Genomic DNA, 20,842 nt, shown 5'->3' with positions numbered 1-20,842 from the left:
GCAATGGCAAAGACTTATTTTATCGGTGACATACAAGGCTGTGCCGACCAGTTGCAAAACCTGCTCAGCAAGATAGAGCAGACCGAGCCACATGCCCAGTATTTGTTTGCCGGAGATCTGGTCAATCGAGGCCCAAAATCACTGGCCAGCCTACGCCTGATACGTGATTTACAAATCGCTGGACGGGCAGAATCCGTGCTCGGCAACCATGACCTGCATTTACTCGCCGTTGCGCATGACATACGCAAGGCACACCGCAGCGATACCCTGGACGATATCCTGCAAGCACCAGACCGTGAGGAATTGCTGGACTGGTTGCGACACAGGCCTATGGCGATTTTGCAGCATCAGCATTTGCTGGTGCATGCAGGCATTTTCCCGCAATGGTCAGCAAAGCAAACCATGAAGCTGGCACATGAGGTAGAAACGCAGCTGCGCAGTGAGGAATGGCTAGATTTATTACGCAATATGTATGGCAACACCCCAGCGCAATGGCATGATGATTTGCAAGGCTATGACAGGTCACGCTGCATCATCAATGCACTGACACGCATGCGTTTTTGCAGTGCAGATGGCGTCATGGATTTTGACAGCAAGGATGGCCTGGACAGCGCGCCAAAAGGCTTTACCCCCTGGTTTGACCTGCCACGCGCCAGTGAAAAAACTCCTGTGGTATTTGGCCACTGGTCCACCCTGGGCCTGATCTTGCGTGACAACCTGATCAGCCTGGATACCGGCTGTGTCTGGGGCGGCAAGCTGACTGCTGTTGCGCTGGAAGACAGGCAAGTCGTGCAAATAGATTGCCCGCAGCAGCAAAAGCCGGGGTAATAATTCCCAAGTTTTTTAATACCGTGTACATACACAATATCACCAGCACTTCCAAGACCCACGCGTCCGCTTTGCTTATTTTGTTTCTCTTGATTTATTTTGACATATCGAACATCATCTTTTGTCGACGCGTCTTGAGTGAGCCGACATGCATCTGATTACGCTCGGCTTGCGTGCGAAATGCAGTCGCATCAAGCAACCGCTTAACATGACATTATGTTCAGTAAGGAGTTAAGAAAATGCTAGTAGAAATGTTGAAAGGTGCTCTCTTTTAGGTATTTACTTAAAGGAGAGCAAAATGAAAAGAGAATGCAGCCTCATCAAGGCATTCGGGAAAAATGAAGTTGGTTTAGCTGACATTCCCAAAAAAGTTTCGGGAATAAAGATATCACGCATCATCATTGGAGAGAAAAGCGGTTGTTCACGCTGTTTTCCTCATGGGTATGAAACCATTAACAGCCATATAGGCAACCGTCAGCGCAACTGGAAAAAACAACGTAAAACGAAGTGGAAATAATAAGGAAATAAAGCCTTTGCGAAAATCTAACGATGCTTCCGGTTTTCGCAAGGCTTTACCTTAGATGCTTTAGACCAAACTACTACATATCAACTAATTCCCAATTCCTTCATCACCGCCGCACGCGCTACTTGCGCTACTTCCCTCCTGTGCGCGCCTTCGGTAGGAATGGCAGGCAGGCGCACCAGCTCTGCCGTCATGCGCGGTGCCAGCAAGATGATGCGCATGCTCTCTGCAAAAGTCATGTCGCCAATAAAATCAGCGGCGGAATGGAGCTGTCCCTGAGCATCAAGATAGCGGACAACAAAGGGTTGCACAGGCACATGCGCTTCTATTGCCGCTTCAAACAGGTTGGCATGAAAAGATAGCAGATTACCTTGTGCTGCTGTCGTACCCTCAGGAAAAAACGCGATGCGCTTGCCCGCTTCTATCTGATGTACCAGGCCTTCATAGATACGGCGCACATCGCGCTGCCTGCCGCGTACCAGGAAAATCGTGCCCGCTTTTTCACATAACCAGCCCAGCAAAGGCCAGTTGCGAATATCTGATTTGGCAACGAAATGACAAGGGTGCAGCGTATTGATGACAAAAATATCCAGCCATGACACATGATTGGACACGATCATCGCCGACGCATTCACCACACCTTCGCTTTTATCCTTGAAAGTGACATCCACGGTACAAATAGACAGCAATTTGACCGACCAGCGACGAACCAGCTCGTCACGCCTGGCATCAGAAGAAAACGGAAAGATCACGGCGCAAGTCAGCAGACCTGCCGTCAGATGGAGAAATATCCGGAAAAAATGCCAAACGATCATACGGACTCACAAAAATACTCACATAGAGTAACAATTAATAATAGCGAAGCTGAATAAACAAAAGCGGGAGTAAGGCTATACGCGCCTTTACTCCCACTCATCCTACTCAATCAAACGAATTTCTCACTGAGCAGTTTGGATCACTACCTCAGCCTGCTTCAGGCACGCAGCCTTGCCACTTCTTCTTCGGCATCTTCATCGATCAAGACACTCACTGATTCCGCATAATGCACATTGGAACCGCATTTTTTGACGCCTGAAATCCAATATTCTTCACGGGTATCGGCGTCGATAAAATTACCGGAAATTCCACCTCCAGCACATGCCTGCAAGGACTTTCCACGGTAGTAAACTGTTCTTCCTGTTTTGGAAAACTCAACCCAACCTATGCGTGCAGCGACGCTATCGATCAAGCCGTTCTTGTTTTCCACATACATGACGCGTCTTTGTTCGCCACGGGTAAGCTGATTACTTTTCATCTTCGATGTTAATGCAATGTATCAAACGCAATATGCCCCGACACTATCGTCGCCTTGACCACACCCGGCAATTCATAACCCAGGAATGGCGTGTGCTTGCCTTGGCTGGCCAGGGCCTTGGCTTCAACCTTCCAGCGTGTGGCAGGATCAAAGATGCAGATGTCAGCGGCCTGTCCAACAGCGATTTGCCCGGCGGGCACGCCTGCCACTCTGGCAGCATGCTGGCTGATCCTGGACAGTGCCAGTGTCAGGCTGACTTCGCCACGGCTGTCTTCTGCCCATTTCAATGCTAATGATAATAATAATTCCAGGCCAGTGGCACCTGGCGACGCTTCGGCAAAGGGCAGCAGTTTTTCATCATCATCGACCGGTGTATGGTCTGAGCATATCGCATCGATGGTGCCGTCTTTCAATGCCGCAGAAATGGCATCGCGGTCACGTTGGCTGCGTAAAGGCGGGGTCAGGCGGGCATTGGAATCAAAGAAACCAATGTCGGCATCCGTCAGATGTACATGGTGGGCACCAACGTCGCAGGTCAGCGGCAAGCCTTCTTTCTTGGCCTTGCGCACCAGTTCCAGACCGGCAGCGGAAGAGATACGGCATAGATGCACTTTGGCACCAGTGGCACGCATGAGTTCAAACAGCGTATGCAAGGCAATCGTCTCAGCCATGACAGGTACACCAGACAAACCCAGGCGTGAAGCCAGTGGGCCGCTGTGGGCCACCCCCCCCTTGCCTATATAGGCATCTTGCGGACGCAACCACACGGTAAAACCAAAGGTGGCGGCGTAATCCAGTGCCCTTTGCAGGGTATTGGTATTGGCGATGGTTTCTTCAGCTTGTGAGAAACCTATGCAGCCTGCCTGAGTCAGCTCAGCCATCTCGGTCAGGGATTCGCCTTTCAAACCGACGGTCAGCGCACCCAGCGGATAGACATGCGCCTTGTTTTGCATGCGTGCTCTTTGCTTGAGCATTTCTACCAGGCCAGATTCATCAAGTACAGGGTCAGTATCTGGCGGACACACCAGGCTGGTGACGCCGCCGCGCATGGCAGCTTGCAATTCAGATTCAAGCGTAGCCTTGTATTCAAAGCCAGGTTCACGCAAGCGGGCACTCAGATCGACCAGGCCAGCGGTGACGATCAAGCCTGTGGCATCGACAGTTTTATTGGCGACAAAGTCGGCCGGTGCCTGGCCTATGGCGACGACCTTGCCAGCAGCGATAAACACGTCCTGTAATGCATCGGTAGCACTTGCCGGATCAATCACGCGGCCATTTTTGATATGTATCTTCATATTCTCCTCATACCCCGCCGCTGTTGCCTGCAACGATGCTCATGACAGCCATGCGCACGGCGATACCAAAAGTCACTTGCGGCAGTATCACTGCCTGCGGGCCATCGGCCACGGCAGAATCAATTTCCACACCACGGTTCATGGGGCCGGGATGCATGACAATGGCATCTGGTTTTGCCAGCGCCAGGCGTTCTGGTGTCAGGCCATAGCTCTTGAAATATTCTTGTGCTGAAGGCAGCAAGGCACCACTCATACGTTCATTTTGCAGGCGCAGCATGATGATGACATCGACGCCTTTCAGGCCTTCATCCATGTTGTTAAATACCCGCACGCCCATCTGATCCAGGCCGCCTGGCAACAGGGTACGTGGTCCTATCACGCGCACTTCCGGCACGCCCAGGGTTGTCAGGGCATGAATATCGGAACGGGCAACACGGCTATGCAAGACATCGCCAACAATCGCGACTGTCAGGTTGGTGAAGTCTTTTTTGTAGTGACGTATGGTGTACATGTCCAGCAAACCCTGGGTGGGGTGGGCATGGCGGCCATCACCGGCATTCACCACATGCACATGATGCTGTTTAGTGTCATTCAGATGCTTGGCGATCAGGAAAGGTGCGCCGGAAGTTGCGTGACGCACGACGAACATATCGGCATGCATGGCGGCCAGATTGTCGATGGTGTCGAGCAGGGACTCGCCCTTGCTGGTACTGGAAGCGGCGATATTGAGATTGATGACATCTGCCGACAAACGTTTGGAGGCAATCTCAAAAGTCGTGCGCGTGCGGGTAGAGTTTTCAAAGAACAGATTGAAGACGCTTTTGCCACGCATCAGCGGCACTTTTTTGACTTCCCTGTCGCTGACGCTGACGAAGGAAGATGCGGTATCCAGGATATGATTGACGATGGCTTTCGGCAAGCCGTCTATCGTCAGCAAATGCTGGAGTTCGCCGTGTTTATTGAGCTGGGGATTATGCATGGTCGACAGAGATGCTGAAAGTGCCATCATCTGCACGTTGCAGATTGACAGAGACGGCGGGTTCAAATGAGGCGGTATGGGCTACAAAATCAGCAGCCACCGGCAGTTCGCGGCCACCGCGATCTACCAGGGTAGCCAGCATGATGCGGGCCGGACGGCCATAATCAAATAATTCATTGATGGCGGCGCGGGTGGTGCGGCCTGTGTACAACACATCATCTACCAGGATGATTTGTGCACCATCGACATCGAAAGGGATTTGCGTAGGTTTGACTTCAGCATGCAGACCCTTGGCGGCATAGTCGTCGCGGTAAAAAGAGACATCAATACGACCCGCTTTATTCGGCAAGCCCAGGTCTTGCACCAGGCGCTCGGCTATCCAGGCACCGCCTGAATAAATGCCAACGATGGCAAGTTTGTCTTGTGCCAGCGCATGTGGCCTGATTTGCTCCAGCAGTTGCTGATACAGTGCTTCTGCATCAAGCTGGGCAGCATTAGTGGTCATGGTAGTCATGGCGTTTCATCAAAATATTGTTGCAGAATAAGCGCGGCAGCATCGTCATCGATGAACTCACCGCGTGAGTTGGCGAGTACGGCAGAAGAATAACGTTCATCGACCAGCACAGCGGGTAGATTGAAGCGTCCATTAAGCTGGTTGGCAAAGCGCTTGCAGCGCTGTGTCATTTCATTGTCAGCACCATCGGGATGCATCGGTAAACCCACCACGCAAAGCACGGGCTGCCATTGTTCTATGAGCCTGGTGATGTCGGCGAATTTGCCGTCATTGGTAGGGGCATGGATAATGCTGAGTGCTTCAGCCTGACGCAAAAAGGTATTACCCACAGCAACACCTATGCGTTTTAAACCAAAATCAAAGGCAAGTACCGTACCTTCGCTTGCAGCCATCAGGCGTGCCCCGCTTCGGATGCCAGCATCAGTGGGTCTATACCCAGTAATTTGATTGCGGCGGCAAAACGTTCTTCCAATGGCAAATCGAACAGGATGCGCGCATCAGCAGCGACGGTCAGCCAGCCATTGGCCAGTATCTCTTGCTCCAGCTGCCCCGCACCCCAGCCTGCATAACCGACGCTGATCAGGACTTGCTCGGGCCCGTCACCGGCAGCCACGGCTTCCAGTACATCGCGTGAGGTGGTGAAGGCGATCTCTTCGGTCACTTTTAATGAAGATGAATATTCACCGACAGGGGTATGCAGGACAAAGCCACGGTCGTCCTGCACCGGCCCACCAAATATAACTGGGCGTTTGCCTATGGGGTGGGAATCAGGAATGATTTCCAGCTTCAGGTCTATGCGGTCAAACAGGCCAGCCACCGTCAACTCGATGGCACGGTTGATGACCATGCCCATGGCACCGCGTGGGCTGTGCTCGCATAGATAAATCACCGTGCCGCCAAAGACGGGGTCCATCATGGATGGCATTGCAATCAGGAAATGATTGGTTAAATTCAATTCCAAATTGTTATCGTCTTCGCTTTTCACCTGGAATTTATGTCTGGATGTCTTCGGGGCCGACTGTGTTGCATCGTCGTGCAGATTGGTATGTAGTGATTTTGTTTGCTTCGCCATGGTCACATTTTAGCATTTTTAGCGTGTATTTTCGATGTGTGCTAAGGTGCCACACTGCGTTTTGACCACACCATCAGACAGATCATGCAAGAAAATAAAGTCCATTACCCGCGTTCCCTGGTCTGGTTCCGCCGCGACCTGCGAAATTTTGACCATGCTGCCCTGTACCATGCCCTGCGGCAAAGTGACGAGGTCTACTGCACTTTCATCTTCGATAAAACAATATTAGACAATTTGCCAGAAAATGACAGGCGGGTGGTCTTTATTCATGAAAGTATTATTGAACTGGATCAGGAACTACAGCAAATGGGTGGTGGTTTGCTGGTCTGTTATGCCAAGGCAGAAGCAGCTATCTCGCAACTAGTGGCTGAGCTTGGCGTGGATGCCGTGTTCACCAATCATGATTACGAACCACAGGCAGTGGTCCGGGATGAATCCATCAGGCAAGAATTATTAAAACGAAATTGTGCATTTCTGAGCTTTAAAGACCAGGTTATTTTTGAAAAGTCAGAAGTCTTGTCGCTGGCGAATACCCCCTTCTCTGTCTTCACGCCCTACAAAAATGCATGGCTGAAAAAATTTCATGCAGAGGGGAGCGACTTTTATTCGCGCTCTTACCCTATAGAAAAATACGCACACAAGCTAAGCACGATCTCAGCGCAAACCATACCTACGCTGGCAGAAATGGGTTTTGCGCAGGCCGCGGAGCGCCGTATGCCAGTTGCTGCGGGCATGTCGGGCGCACGTACTTTGCTAGAAGACTTTGTCGGCCGCATGAAACTGTATGACCAATCACGCGATTTTCCGGCGGTCAAGGGGCCATCTTATCTGTCAGTCCATTTGCGCTTTGGTACGATATCGATACGGCAACTGGTGCAGGAAGCCATGCGGCAAATACGCATCTCTGCCAATCGCGGAGCAGAAATCTGGTTGTCCGAACTGATCTGGCGCGACTTCTATTTTATGATCCTGCATCACCATCCTCATGTCGCCCATCGCTCGTTCAAGGCAGACTACGACGCTATAGAGTGGGAATCCGGTCCACAAGCTGACGCCCACTTCGCCGCTTGGTGCGAAGGCCGCACCGGCTACCCCCTGGTCGATGCCGCCATGCTGCAACTGAACCAGACCGGCTACATGCACAACCGCCTGCGCATGGTCACCGCCTGCTTCCTCATCAAAGACCTGGGCATAGACTGGCGCCGCGGCGAAGCCTATTTCGCCGAACACCTGAACGACTTCGACCTCTCCGCCAACAACGGCGGCTGGCAATGGGCATCGTCCTCCGGCTGCGACGCCCAACCTTACTTCCGCATTTTCAATCCCATCACACAGTCAGAAAAATTCGACGCTGAAGGCAAGTTCATCAAACGTTACCTGCCGCAACTGGCGAAACTGGACAAGCGCAGCATTCATGCGCCGTGGAAGACAGCTCCACTATTGCTGGAACAGGCTGGGGTGAAAATAGGCAAGGATTATCCATTTCCGCTCGTCGAACATGACGTGGCGCGCAAGCAGACTTTGACGCGGTACGCGGTGGTGAAGAAGGTGGCTGCGCATGTTGAGGATGAGTGACGCTTGAAGGTTTGATAAACCGGAGCTGATAGCAATGTGTTGATGTGGTTTTGACGTTGGTTTTGACGGTGCCGTTGATTTTGATTTTGAAGTTGCTTTTGACTTCTGCAGTTCCCATGTGTAGACGCCATTTGTGCAGTACAGAAAATGGATTAAGAAGAGCCGCTGTTTGAGCGGAGCGAGTTTCGGATCTTCCCATTTTTTGTACTGCACAAATGGGAACCCCGAAGGGGCGGCTACGCCTGGGTCGCCTTTTTGGCTTACCTTTTTGGCGAAGCAAAAAGGTAAGTAGCCGCCGGTCTACCACCGGCCTGCGATTGTAATTCACCAAATGTTGGCATTGAAAATGTAGGCCTGTATAGCACAGTACGGCATGCTGCAAACGCCACTGGAGCGCCAGCCCGGTGGATTCCAGCCAAAAGCACGCTGGAATGACGACTTTTAGCTCACGGCAATTCAATCACCAGGGGTTACAAGCCGTATAAAATACTAGTGCACAAAAACAAAAAAAGCAGAGATCACTCTCTGCTTTTTTGACTAACTAAAATCTACAGCCTACTTACACTATCACCGCCGCATCCTTACCCACAAACCCCATAATCGCCCCCAACAGATCATCTTCGCGATAAGGCTTACCGAAGTACTCATTGACACCGAGTTCTTTCGCATAGTTCCTATGCTTATCCGCAGTACGCGAAGTGATCATGATGATAGGGATATGACTGGTACGTGAATCACTGCGTACGTTACGCGTCAGATCGAAACCATCCATGCGTGGCATTTCAATATCAACCAGCATCACGTCCGGTGTCACTGACTGCAATTGTTCCAGCGCATCAATACCGTCTTTTGCCAGAATGACCTGGAAGCCTTCGCGTGTCAGCAAACGCTGGGTTACGCGACGCACGGTCAGAGAATCATCCACCACCATGACAGTATGCTGGGTACGCAGCCCTTGCACAGGCTGGGTTTTCACTTCAGCCACCTCTGTCGCACTTTGCAGGTTGGCGACGGCACCCATATCAGGAATTGCCTCTGTACCCAGTTGTTGCAGGCGCGCATGTTCATGCTCCATGCGTTGTGCCAGCGGTACCGGATTCAGAATCAGAACGATTTCACCGGAACCGAGTACGGTCGCGCCAGCTATACCTGTCATACGTGCCAGTTGCGGGCCGATGTTTTTAACAACCACCTCGCGGTTACCCAGAACGTCATCGACGTGAATCGCGACACGCTCGCCACCGCTCTTCATGATCAGGAGCGGGCTGTATTGCTGTGTCATCGGAGTGGCATCGTCCTGACCCAGCATGGAGGACAGATAGTACAAAGTCACACGCTGACCTTGCCACATGACTGCGCCATCGTTGTAGGCATTTGCCAGGGCATTCGATTTCAGTTGCTGCACTTGCTCGACCAGAACGGAAGGTACGGCAAAAGTACGGCCACCAGAGCTCAGCAATACGACCTGCGTGACAGCCAGCGTCAAAGGCAGGCGGATGGTAAATTCAGCGCCCTTACCTTCATTGCTGATGACTTCAACACGGCCACCCAGCGATGCTGCTTCAGAGCGAACCACGTCCATACCGACGCCGCGACCGGCGAGTTCGGTAATTTCAGTGGCTGTCGAGAAGCCAGGTTCGAAAATCATGTTGGCTGTTTCCACATCACCAGGCGTGTCTTCATTGGTAATCAAGCCAACAGACAGCGCTTTTTCGCGGATGCGGGTCAGGTTCAGGCCCTGGCCATCATCGCTGAAGCGGATCACAACTTCATTACCTTCCTGTCGGATTTCAATCAGCAATTCACCAGTTTCTTCTTTACCTTGATTACGCCTGTTTTCACGGCTCTCAATACCGTGAACAATCGCGTTACGCAGCAAGTGTTCGAATGGACCGGCCATTTTTTCCAAAACGCCCCTATCCATCTCTACCGTTGCACCGCGTATATCCAGGTTGACGCGCTTATCGACTTCTTTGGAAGTCTGACGAGTCACGCGATACAGACGCTCGGAAATGCTGGCGAAAGGAATCATACGCACGCGCATCAAATCCTGTTGCAAGTCACGTGTCAAACGTGCTTGTACCAGCAAGTCATTCGATGCACCATCGATAGTACGGGTCAAGTTGGTTTGTACGGTGGCCACGTCGCTGACACTTTCGGCCATCATGCGCGTCAATTCTTGCAAGCGGGTAAAGCGGTCAAATTCCAGCGGATCAAATTCACGGTCACCAGAATGCGCCATGCGTGAGGTGATCTGCGTTTCTGCCTGAATCTCGACTTCACGCAACTGATCGCGCAGACGGTTGACGTTCTCAGTCAATTCACTGAGAGATGAGCGCAAGGTGCTGACTTCATTTTCCAGACGTGAACGCGAGATGGAAACTTCACCAGCCTGGTTAACCAGACGGTCAAGAATATCGGCACGTACACGCACCAGTGGAACTGGAGTATTTGCACCCACCGGCGTATTTACCGGCGCAGCCACAGCTGTCGACGGTGTTGCACGTGTCATCACAGGCACAACAGGCGTCAGATTCACCAATTCATTGATAACGACTGGCGCATCGGTATTGCTGGCGGCCATTTGCTCCTGGAACTGATCCAGCTCTTGCGCTGTAGTCAGTGGGGCATCCGCCTGTACAGGTGCTGCATACGCTTCCGGATGCAGCAAGCGGTCAAACATGTGCATGCTGTGATCGTGACGTGCCAGCAAATCATCCAGCAGGGAAGCGCGCACTGCGCTACCGCCATGCATCAAGGTTTCGATGCGTGATTCCATGTCATGGATGTGCTGACCCAGGCCCATGGCACCCGCCATACGGGCACTTCCCTTGATGGTATGCATGATACGGGCGATGGCTTGCGGTGCTGCCATGTCGTCCGGCTTTTCTTGCCAGGTACGCAGCAATTGGCCAACCATAGGTAGCAAGTCATTACCTTCTTCTATGAAGACAGGTAACAAGTCCATATCCAGATCATCACGGATCTGTACGGTGCCATCACTTGTTGGAGCCACATATTCGGCTGCGGCTGGCTGTGCTTCCGCAGTAACGACTTCTGGTTCGGCTTCTGGCTCAGGCTGAACAGCTTCCAGTGCCACAGGTTCTGTCACGGATACGGGTTCAATGACTGGCGCAGACTCAACTACAGACTCAGCTTCCAACTCAGGCAATGCCACAGGTTCTAAAGCACTTACATCCAATGGCAGGACATCGTGGATATCATCCATTGCGTCCGTCATGATGGTACTCATGCGATCAACAATGGTTTCAACTGGCGCGTCTGGTTCTGGTAAAGCTTCTGCGTGTATCGTCGCCAGTGCGTCAAGTTCAGGCAAGATTTCTGCGCTGACTGTCTCTGCTGGCAAATCAGCGACCAGTTCCTCTTCAACGACAGGCAGGGCTTCCAGCATTTCTGCATGTTCGAGATTGAAATCTGGTTCAGGCACAGCTTCAGCAAGTACTGGCAAGTCTTCGATTGGTAACGCGACCTCAGGTTCGTTGTCTTCGATAGCTGGCAAACCGAGTGACAAATCTGCAGTCAGTGTTTCTTCTACCAGTGCATCGACATGAGGCAAATCCTCAGACAAGGCGACCAGGTCGAGTTTCTCGTTGGTTGAAGTAATGAATTCTTCATCAGCCCCTGCATTGGAACGCTCGATGACGACTTGCAACAAGTGTTCGAGCTGGCGGATTTCTTCTGGTGCCGGCGCTGCCATTTCTGACAAGGCAAATTTTTGCAGCATGCGCTTGGCCGAATCGAGCGAACGGTCGAGCACATCGTACTCAGATTCCAGCAAACTTACTGGATGACGTTCCAGTCTCTGCAAGACGAATTCCAGACTGTGCGCAAGTTCTTGCAGCGGCTTTAGGCCGACTGTCGCTGAACTTCCCGCCAATGAATGGCTGGCGTGGATGGCATGCGTGGAAACATGGCGATCTGGTTCGTGTCTCCATTCTGCAAAATCTTGCACTAGGAAACGGACGATCTCATCCGTTTCTGCCATGTAAATGGAGTACAGAGGCAGACTGATTTCTATATCACCAATGCGCTTGATATTGTCATCCACGCTAGGCGATGGTGCAGACAAATCAGGGAAATCGATAATTTTTGCAGTTGCTGACTCTGCAACTTCGTGCACTTTAGCAATTTCTTCGTTGGCAGCAATCTCCAGCGGCAAGACTACTTCAGGTACTTCGTCTACAGACTCGACGCTTGCAGCAAGCAGGTCGGCGGTTTCTGTTGGTAAATCGATGTGAGCAAGTTCTTCTGCAAGTTCCGCGACAGGTAAAGCAGCTTCTGGCAGGTCTGCAGCCACAGTTTCTACCACTGCCGTTTCATCCAGCGTCAATTCAAACGGCAAATCTGCCACCAGGCCTTCAGCTTCCTGAGCTGGCATATCTTCCAATGCGACGGCCACTTCAAGCGCGCGCTCAACAGGCAGGGAGATTTCTTCAATCTTGACAGGTGTATCCAGCGTCAATTCAGGCAATGCATCCGCAGTCTCTTCAGCCGAAGAGGTAATCGTCTCACTCACTGCCGGTACTGCAGATGCCGTTTCGGGCTCAGGCACAAGTTCAACTGGCGTAAATTCAAACGCTTCCAGTTCGACCGGGGCATGCTCAATTGTTGGCGCAGCCACTTCAATCTCAGGAATAGCCAGTGCTTCAATTTCAACTTCTTCAGGCAATGCTGCTGCGTAATTTTCTTCTGCAACTGGTTCAGTCAGCACTTCTGGTTCTGGTGTTGTGGACGCTATTGCAAGCTCAGCGACTTCAACAACTTCTGGAATATCCTGATAATCGAGACCTGATTTGACACGTTCTGCGGCAGCGATAATCGCTTTGCCAGTGCGTGGCGAGACGCCGCTTAGTTTTAATTCCTCTACCCACTCAACCATCTCGCGGGCAGTACGGTCCAGCAGGGCATACAGGTTTTCATCACCGCTACGAGAGTCAGACAGCCACAGGTTCATGACTTGCTCTATGCTCCAGGCAGCTTCGCCAAATACCATCAGGCCAACCATGCGACCACTACCTTTAAGGGTATGGAAGGACCGACGCAAGCTGGTCAGGTATTCCTGGTTATTGGTATCTTTTCTGGACAGTGGCAAAGTAGTCTGGACATAAGCCAGCACTTCGTCAGCTTCCATGAGGAATATTTCCAGCAATTCTGCATCAATGGCATCATCACCAACAGGAATATCCTGAGCCTGCGCAGTTGCTACAACAGGTTCGGCTGCTGCAGTAACGATATCCTGCAAAGCTTCTGAAGTTCCTGACTGATCGGTTTTGCCTAGCATATCAATGGCAGATTTGGCGCGATCTGATGCGGCAGTGTCATCCAGCAGTATAGCCACTGAACGTTCGGACTCCAGCGAACTCTTCAGTTGCGCCTGCAAGCCTGCATCATGTGGTGTTTCTGCCAGAGAGGCGGCCAGACGGGCAGACTCCTGCTGCTGCTGCGCCAGTTCCTGCTCGGCAGTTTTCAAGACTGCGACCTTGGTCTCCTGGCCATGTGCCTCTTCACCAGGCAAAAGTATGTCGGCGCTAGGCAATAATTCCTTGCTCGCCTGTGCTTCCAGCAAGTTGGAACGGAACAAGCCCGCTTCCTGATCAAAATTAAATTTCTTTTTTGCCGTCTCAGGCTGGGATTGCAAAGTCTCGATAAAGAAAGACAAGGCACCGATGTTTTGCGCGACATTTTCATGCGCTGCAGCCTGAGCCACCGGGTCTGCTGCATCTTCTGCCGAGAATTTGCTAATCATCTGACGCGTATGATCAACTGCCAGCAGGGCATCATCCTGATCCAACATGGCTAGTGCGCCGCCGATCTGGTGCAGATTGCCATCGATAGGTTTCAGGGTTTCTTTATCGGCCGGATTGCGGAAATATTCATCCAGCACTTTTTCTATATGGCGCAGACTGGACTGCATCTCGCCTACCAGAACGCCCATAGTCTGACGTTGTTGCGCTTCGCGGGAAATCTCACCCATCCAACTCGCCTGTGTTTGCGGAGTTTCACCGGAAACCACAGACAACAAACGCGTAGTAATCTCTTCTGCCCGGTCTGCAAAATTGGCCGGCAAACGTGTTACATGATCAAGCGCATGCTCGACAAACAACAGGCTGGTCGCCAGTTCTATGCCCAGCTTACTGCCATCAGGGGAATGAGCGACATGGCGCGCAATCCCATTCAATTCGCGCAAGAGTTTTGCCAATGCTGGCGCATTCAAACCTGCGCCAGTATCGGCCAGGTCGGTCATTTTTTGCGAAAACTTTTCTGCCAGGCCAGTTTCGCCATTGGCGATTCTGCCCCAAAAATTTTTCACTGCAGACAATTGCTCCTTCGCAGCTGTCAGCGCACCAGCTGTAATCTGGCCATAATTCTTTTTGTCGTAATCAACGGGCACTTTGTCATCAAGCTGATAAGCCTTGCGTACCCGCGTGACAAATGGGGATGGTGATTCAACCTGGGCCAGGAAAAACAGGGCATCGCGCAAGAGGCGTTCAGGAATGGTGCTGACACCTTCTACCAGACGACGGATTTGCAGATTGATGCGGCCAAAAATTTGTTTCACATATTGCTGGTTGTCGATGGCACCATGGCCAACCGCCTCAACAAATGCACGCATCACAACCCAGAAAGCCTTGGCCTGGGAATTGGTTTGACCGTTTTCGATTTCAGCGATCAAATCATGCATGGACTGGGTAGCCAGTTTTTGCTGATCCTTGTCCTTGCTGGTCAGGACGGTCAGCAAAAGTTTTTCAAAACGCTGACGCAAGCCTGTGTAACTGACAGCCACAGCCTTGCTGCTGACAGCCAGTTCAGGTATCTGCTCTTTGGCTGATAAAGAGGGGAAAAACAAATCGGCTGGATGGATACGCTCGGCACCCTTTAATTCCAGCAAAGCGCGGTAGTACGGGAACAGACGCACTGGCTGGTGCGGCGCTCCTGAGAGTAAGTCTTCCAGATAACGCAAGACAGCATGGAAGGCATCGACGATGACTTCTACATTGGCTTGTGTCATCTCAAGCTGCCCGCTTTGCAAGCGCTCAAGCAATTCTTCTATGGTTTCTGTAACGATGGATACGCCATCGATATCAACAATCTGCAAGGCACCATGGGCTTGATGCAGATAGCTTTTTGCATGTAGTAAAGTGGTGGGGCGGGTTTCAGTGTCTTGGGCAAGTGCGTCGGTCAGCATTTTGCCGGCGTTCGTGATTGCTTCCCGCACTTCTCCCATCACCCAGGATAGCGGCCCGATGTCGAACTGCTCCTGTGGAAGATCTGGCGATTTTGAAAAATCGGATGTCATGCGTACTCCGCAAACTCAAGGGTAATGGACCGCAGTCCATTACCGTGCAAATATGATAGGGTTGCAGCTAGTGGGCAGTAACAGTGAAGGCGCACGTGAAGGGCATGTGCCCGGCAAACCAGGGCAAAACCAGGCTTCCAACTATACACAGCGATAGCGACGCTATCGCGAGTATTTGCAAGGTCGCCCTGGTCGGCTCGCACATGGCAGGCACTTCGCTTTTCACTGTTACAGTCCACTCTCACAACCGGGGCGTGAAAATCAGGCAGCAACCCGGAACCGTGACACAGAGTTCTTGAGTTCTTCCGCAAGCATGGACAATTCTTTAATGGAAACCGCAGTTTGCTGCGTACCATGCTGCGTTTGTTCGGTGATGGTCAAAATGTGCTGGATATTTTGTGCAACGCCGTTGGCTGAGGTAGCTTGTTGTTCCGTCGCCAGCGAGATACCTTGAATCAGTTCCGCCAGACGGTTGGAAACGCTACGGATTTCAGACAGCGCCGTACCGGCCGCATCTGACAGTTTTGCTCCCTCAACCACACCCTGAGTGGATTTTTCCATCGCGGCAACCGCGTCATGGGTATCCGTTTGAATCGTACGAACCAGCGCACCAATCTGCTTGGTCGCTTCAGCGGAACGTTCCGCCAAACGCTGAACCTCTTCCGCAACCACCGAGAAGCCTCGACCGGCTTCACCCGCAGACGCCGCCTGAATCGCCGCATTCAGCGCCAGTACGTTGGTTTGTTCGGTAATATCAGAAATCAGTTCAGTGATCTCACCAATCTCTTGTGAAGACTCACCCAGACGTTTAATACGTTTGGAGGTTTCCTGGATTTGTTCGCGAATCTCGTTCATACCCTTGATGGCGTTTTCCACCGCATGGGCACCTTGCTCCGCCGCAGCAACCGACTGACGCGCAACCTCGGCTGATTCATTCGCAGAACGGGAAACGTCAGTAATTTCAGCCGCCATCGTCAGAACCACCTGACCAGCATCAGAAATCTCGCGTGACTGTTGTTCAGACGCAGTCAACAAGTCGCTGGAAATATTTTGTGCTTGTGTAGACGCTGAGGTAACTTGTTCTGCAGTTGCCGTAACACGACCTACCAGACCCCGCAACTCTTCCACCGTATAGTTAACCGAGTCGGCAATCGCGCCCGTGATATCTTCAGAAACCGTTGCCTGTACTGTCAAGTCACCATCCGCAACCTCTTGCAATTCATTCATCAGGCGCAAAATCGCGGCCTGATTCTGGTCGTTCGCGGCTTTCGCTTCTTCTTCCTGTTTCTGCGCTTGCATCATTTGTGCCGCAGCTTCAAGACGACGATCATTCGCTTCCCTGGCGCGGTTACGGCTTTCCTGCAACTGAACGAAACCGATACCAACCGCAGCAAGCAAAGCGAAGAAGGCAGAGCCCAGCATCAACATGAAGTAGATACTGGTACCATCCTGTTCAGCAGTATAGGTTTTCTGCAATTTGGACAATTTTGTTTTGAGATCTTCGTTCTCGTTAAACACCAATTGTTCAGATTGTTTTGCAGCGATAAAGTTTTGCAGATTACCCAGAATGCTGGATACCCAAACCTGATATTCAGCAAAGGTTTTTTGCAACTCGGCCAGCTTGTCGCGGGTGTCCGCATCTTTCGAGGCAGCCAGGCGCAATACATCACTACCATTGAGGAAGCCGTCAACCAGATCACGGAAAGTATTGGTGTCCTTACCCAGCAAGAATGCCGTTTCTGGATTAACACCCTCGGAAGTCAGAAATTCATTCGCACTACGACCCAGACGCTGGGTCAACATGACCAGCTGACCAGCGGCATTAATTTCACGAGCAGATCCACCGCCCTGTACTTTCAGGGTAGAGATTTGTTCTGTCAATTCCAGCAAAACCGGAGACAGGGCATTCATTTTTTGCAGGGTCTGACCGAAACCTGTCAATTCTTTCTGACGGTTCAAAATCGTTTCAGCGGCCTTGTTTGAGTTACCCCAAGCTTTTTGCGCTTCCTTGACTGCTGGTTCCAGTACAGAGTCTGCACGCTTGACCGAACGGCCTTGATAATTACCGCCGTTCAACAGAATATTCAAGTCATTGTTCATTTCTGAACGGCTGTCCTTGAGCTGTTTAAACGCCTCGACGTTACCCTGAATCGCATTCGGAGCCGCTTTACCAATACGCTGCGAGTGCATCAGCGCCTCACCAGCGATCTGCGCCTGGGTAGACAAGAGTGTCGAATGCTCAGAATTCAGATAAACGGAAGCACCGCCCAGCAGCAGGAAAAATGCCATGGTGCCGAGCAAGAAGTTGGTCTGACGACGAACCGACATGCCGCCAATGATGGGCAGGCGTATGCCAGTCCCCTTCTCCAGCGCATCACCAATGAAGGTGGCATCACCATAAGACTCAACCTTGGGCACGGCAGTTTCAGCTGCAGCAGGCGGGTTGACGGCTGCCTGCGTTGCAGGAGTCACCATTTTTACATTGTTTGCTTCTTCAATTTCAATCGAATCAGCATTCCCGAACGACCTTGCCGCAACTTCTGCTCCGTCAATTTCCGGATCTTCTTTATCTTTGGACAAGAACGGTAGATTAAATGCCATTACTAAGTCTCCTAAACGATTGAAAAGCTGTCAGTTCTGCTTGTATGCACATACTGACTTAAATACCTATTTGCAAAAAATCCTGGTCCTGCACCAGCGTGGCCAGACTAAGTTCAAACCAGATGTTGCCATCTTTATCCCTATACTTTTTCTTCAACCAGGCCTTGCTTTCAAGCTGATTGTCGTCAAAGGGGATTTCTTCCATTTCTGAAACCGTACGCAAACCCAGAACCTGGGATACCAGCAAGCCACTGTTGAACGCCATGCCAGGTGCAAATGCAACAATGCGGCATTGTGTATCTTGTTTGGTGATATCCATGCCCTGAAAACGTGGCAAATCAATGACACCAGTCAAATTACCGCGAATATTGGACAGACCTATGTACCAGTCGCGCGTCAAGGGCACCCTGGTCAGGGTACCGGCAGTGACGATTTCTCCTGATTCACGCAAATCCAGGAGATAACGCCCCTGTCCTATCATAATGCCCAACTGGCTAAGTTTCGTATAGCCACCACGCTGGGCAGCTTGCATGCGCTCTACCAGCTGCGCCTGAAATTCACGCAGCCGGGTACGACGCACACCCTTTTCGGGTTTGACAACTTCCAGATTTGCTGCAGCAGTTTCACGCACAGTCTGATTCATGAGGCAATCCGAAGATATCTTATTATTGATGCAAGAATTAAAACTTGTCTAGCCGGATTAACCGAGAGCAGAAATTTTCGCCAGCAATTCTGCCGGGTCAATAGGCTTCACCAGATAATCGCGGGCACCCTGACGCAAACCCCAGATACGGTCAGTTTCCTGATTTTTACTGGTGCAGATAATTACCGGCACGTCTTGTGTGTCAGGGTCTTTGGCGATCGCACGGGTAATCTGGAAACCATTTTGCCCAGGCATGACCACGTCCATCAATATCAATTGTGGTTTGTCTGCCTTGATTTTGCTCAGGGCTTCTTCGCCGTTTTCAGCTGTTGATACTGAAAAACCATTTTTCACCAATACATCGGTCAGGAAATAGCGTTCTGTTGGAGAATCGTCTACTACCAGAATTTTTTGAATGGCCATCTTGTTTTACCTCACATTAACTAACTTAACTATATAAATCTAGGTCGCCGAAGTGTAATTTCTTACCGTTTTCAGCAGACTATCCTTTGTAAAAGGCTTGGTCAGATACTCATCAGAGCCGACCATGGCACCACGGGCGCGGTCAAATAAACCGTCCTTAGAAGACAACATGATTACCGGTGTGTCCCGGAATTTCGCGCTTTTCTTAATCAGAGCGCAAGTCTGATATCCATCCAGTCTAGGCATGAGGATATCGCAAAAAATCAGGTCTGGATGAGAATCGTTAATCTTGGCAAGCGCATCAAAGCCATCTTCTGCCAATACTATCTTGTATCCGGCCTGCCCAAGAAAAATCTCGGCCGAACGGCGTATGGTGCTGCTATCGTCAATCACCATGATTTTCAAGTTCTCGTTGCCTGTCAACGTTGACATAAAATCATCTCTTCCCGGCAGTATTAAGGTTACATATCACTGTAACAAAAAAACGCACATTTGCGCTTTTTTTCCTTGAATAAACATATTAAGCAACATCAAAATCGACAAATCGATCAGATTGCCACCATTTCGAAGTCTTCTTTACGTGCGCCGCACTCGGGGCAGGTCCAGTTCATGGGGACATCTTCCCATTTGGTACCGGCTGGAATGCCGTCTTCGGGTGAACCTTGCTCTTCATCATATACCCATCCGCAAATCAAGCACATCCACGCCTTGAAAACTACCTTATCCGTTACCGTATCAGTCACGACTAAAACCCTTCAATCAAGTAAAATATTGAAACTGCTGCAAATATTCTGTTTGCAATGTGTTACTAATGGCAATTGCGCGAGTAATTTAAGTCCTCACGAAGTCAGCTATATTAATCTACCCAACGTGCAAAACCAAATTTCTCCACTAATACTTAGCTTTGGCGCATCAGATCCTGTTGCTGCCACTGGCATTCATGCCGATCTGGCATCGTTTGCGGCCATGGGCTGTTACGGCCTGCCTGTCATGACTGCCATTTTAACTGGTGATACGTCGCAAATCGATGATTTACATCCACTTGATGGCGATTTAGTCGATGAACAGGCACGCACCGTGCTGGAAGACATGCAAGTACTGGCCTTTAAGATCGGTCAGGTCGGCAGCGTCGAAAATGTCACCGTCATCGCAGAAATTGTCTCAGACTATCCCGAATTGCCACTGGTACTGGATCCCTTCAACGCCGCCCTGGCAGAGCAGGGGCCGGAGGCTGAGGATCTGGTACTGGCAATTCGTGAATTACTGATACCCCAGGCCAACCTGCTGATGATCTCTGCGGTAGAACTGTCACGCCTGGCAGAAACCTGGAAAGACAGTAGCGACACAGAAACTGAAACCCGTGCCGACGCTAATGTTCAAACAGAAGATCTGGCTGACGATGTCATGACACTCATCGAATCCGGCTGCGAGTATATATTAGTCACAGGCACAGCGGGTGAAACCGGTGAAGTAGTTAACACTTTATATAATGAGTCTGGAGCCGTCCGGCGTGATGCCTGGCAGCGCTTGCCTGGCTCGCATGCCGGGGCTGGCTCTACTTTGTCTGCCGCGATTGCCGCTCTGCTGGCTAACGGCCTGGAAATCCCCGAAGCCGTGCTTGAAGCCCAGGAATTTACCCATGCCGCCTTGAGCCATTCACAAAGGCTGGGCATGGGCAGATTAATACCAGACCGTTATTTCTGGGCCAGAGAAACCGAACAGACCACACTGTAGCCACCTATCCACACCGCATTCGCATCATCACTTACTTAAGCTC

17 protein-coding genes are annotated in these 20,842 nt (G+C 51.1%); 4 read left to right on the top strand and 13 right to left on the bottom strand.

Annotated features, from left to right (window positions below):
* The first annotated feature begins 3 nt into the window (after positions 1-3).
* Entirely contained in the window at positions 4-828 is an 825-nt protein-coding gene (locus H8L47_RS04990; protein ID WP_186952131.1) for a symmetrical bis(5'-nucleosyl)-tetraphosphatase, read from the top strand.
* A 298-nt stretch (positions 829-1,126) separates the two neighbouring features.
* Entirely contained in the window at positions 1,127-1,345 is a 219-nt protein-coding gene (locus tag H8L47_RS04985) for a phosphate ABC transporter substrate-binding protein (protein WP_186952130.1), read from the top strand.
* A gap of 89 nt (positions 1,346-1,434) precedes the next feature.
* On the opposite strand, the gene H8L47_RS04980 is transcribed toward H8L47_RS04985, so the two are convergent.
* The 7 genes from H8L47_RS04980 to H8L47_RS04950 all read right to left on the bottom strand — a co-directional run bounded on the left by H8L47_RS04980 (position 1,435) and on the right by H8L47_RS04950 (position 6,505).
* The gene (locus H8L47_RS04980) at positions 1,435-2,166 is read right to left on the bottom strand and encodes a lysophospholipid acyltransferase family protein (protein WP_186952129.1); all 732 of its coding nucleotides are present in this window, start codon (positions 2,164-2,166) and stop codon (positions 1,435-1,437) included.
* A 158-nt stretch (positions 2,167-2,324) separates the two neighbouring features.
* Positions 2,325-2,645 carry a hypothetical protein gene (locus tag H8L47_RS04975; protein WP_186952128.1) on the bottom strand — a complete coding sequence of 107 codons (321 nt, stop codon included), beginning with the start codon at positions 2,643-2,645 and terminating at the stop codon, positions 2,325-2,327.
* Between the two features lie 8 nt (positions 2,646-2,653).
* Positions 2,654-3,940, bottom strand: a complete 1,287-nt coding sequence (locus H8L47_RS04970) for a dihydroorotase (RefSeq protein ID WP_186952127.1) — start codon at positions 3,938-3,940, stop codon at positions 2,654-2,656.
* 7 nt (positions 3,941-3,947) lie between these two features.
* The gene (locus H8L47_RS04965) at positions 3,948-4,919 is read right to left on the bottom strand and encodes an aspartate carbamoyltransferase catalytic subunit (protein ID WP_186952126.1); all 972 of its coding nucleotides are present in this window, start codon (positions 4,917-4,919) and stop codon (positions 3,948-3,950) included.
* Complete coding sequence (pyrR, locus tag H8L47_RS04960) at positions 4,912-5,424, bottom strand: bifunctional pyr operon transcriptional regulator/uracil phosphoribosyltransferase PyrR (RefSeq protein ID WP_186953069.1); 513 nt, start codon at positions 5,422-5,424, stop codon at positions 4,912-4,914. The genes H8L47_RS04965 and pyrR overlap by 8 nt, the downstream gene beginning before the upstream one ends.
* A 5-nt stretch (positions 5,425-5,429) precedes the next feature.
* Positions 5,430-5,825 carry a Holliday junction resolvase RuvX gene (gene ruvX / locus H8L47_RS04955; RefSeq protein WP_186952125.1) on the bottom strand — a complete coding sequence of 132 codons (396 nt, stop codon included), beginning with the start codon at positions 5,823-5,825 and terminating at the stop codon, positions 5,430-5,432.
* Positions 5,825-6,505, bottom strand: coding sequence for a YqgE/AlgH family protein (locus tag H8L47_RS04950; protein WP_186952124.1), 681 nt, complete (start codon positions 6,503-6,505; stop codon positions 5,825-5,827). Before H8L47_RS04950 ends, ruvX begins: the two co-directional genes overlap by 1 nt.
* Positions 6,506-6,589: 84 nt before the next feature.
* Here H8L47_RS04950 and H8L47_RS04945 point away from each other — a divergent pair, with 84 nt between their 5' ends.
* Positions 6,590-8,080, top strand: a complete 1,491-nt coding sequence (locus tag H8L47_RS04945) for a cryptochrome/photolyase family protein (RefSeq protein WP_186952123.1) — start codon at positions 6,590-6,592, stop codon at positions 8,078-8,080.
* Between the two features lie 559 nt (positions 8,081-8,639).
* On the opposite strand, the gene H8L47_RS04940 is transcribed toward H8L47_RS04945, so the two are convergent.
* The 6 genes from H8L47_RS04940 to H8L47_RS04915 all read right to left on the bottom strand — a co-directional run bounded on the left by H8L47_RS04940 (position 8,640) and on the right by H8L47_RS04915 (position 19,766).
* A complete protein-coding gene (locus H8L47_RS04940) occupies positions 8,640-15,398 on the bottom strand; it encodes a hybrid sensor histidine kinase/response regulator (RefSeq protein ID WP_186952122.1) in 6,759 nt (2,252 codons plus the stop codon).
* A gap of 261 nt (positions 15,399-15,659) precedes the next feature.
* Positions 15,660-17,999, bottom strand: coding sequence for a methyl-accepting chemotaxis protein (locus H8L47_RS04935; RefSeq protein ID WP_186952121.1), 2,340 nt, complete (start codon positions 17,997-17,999; stop codon positions 15,660-15,662).
* 58 nt (positions 18,000-18,057) lie between these two features.
* Positions 18,058-18,642, bottom strand: a complete 585-nt coding sequence (locus tag H8L47_RS04930) for a chemotaxis protein CheW (protein WP_230413597.1) — start codon at positions 18,640-18,642, stop codon at positions 18,058-18,060.
* Between the two features lie 57 nt (positions 18,643-18,699).
* A complete protein-coding gene (locus H8L47_RS04925) occupies positions 18,700-19,065 on the bottom strand; it encodes a response regulator transcription factor (protein WP_186952120.1) in 366 nt (121 codons plus the stop codon).
* 39 nt (positions 19,066-19,104) lie between these two features.
* Positions 19,105-19,497, bottom strand: coding sequence for a response regulator (locus H8L47_RS04920; protein WP_186952119.1), 393 nt, complete (start codon positions 19,495-19,497; stop codon positions 19,105-19,107).
* A gap of 116 nt (positions 19,498-19,613) precedes the next feature.
* Complete coding sequence (locus H8L47_RS04915) at positions 19,614-19,766, bottom strand: rubredoxin (protein WP_110255217.1); 153 nt, start codon at positions 19,764-19,766, stop codon at positions 19,614-19,616.
* Positions 19,767-19,935: 169 nt separating this feature from the next.
* On the opposite strand from H8L47_RS04915, the gene thiD reads away from it, so the two are divergent.
* Entirely contained in the window at positions 19,936-20,799 is an 864-nt protein-coding gene (gene thiD, locus H8L47_RS04910; protein WP_186952118.1) for a bifunctional hydroxymethylpyrimidine kinase/phosphomethylpyrimidine kinase, read from the top strand.
* Positions 20,800-20,842: the final 43 nt, after the last annotated feature.

Origin of the sequence: Undibacterium umbellatum, assembly GCF_014284125.1 — a bacterium.
In the GTDB taxonomy this organism is placed as follows: Bacteria; Pseudomonadota; Gammaproteobacteria; order Burkholderiales; family Burkholderiaceae_D; genus Undibacterium; species Undibacterium umbellatum.
The sequence above is the reverse complement of the archived record's forward strand: the minus strand, read 5'-3'. Positions and strand labels throughout refer to the sequence as shown.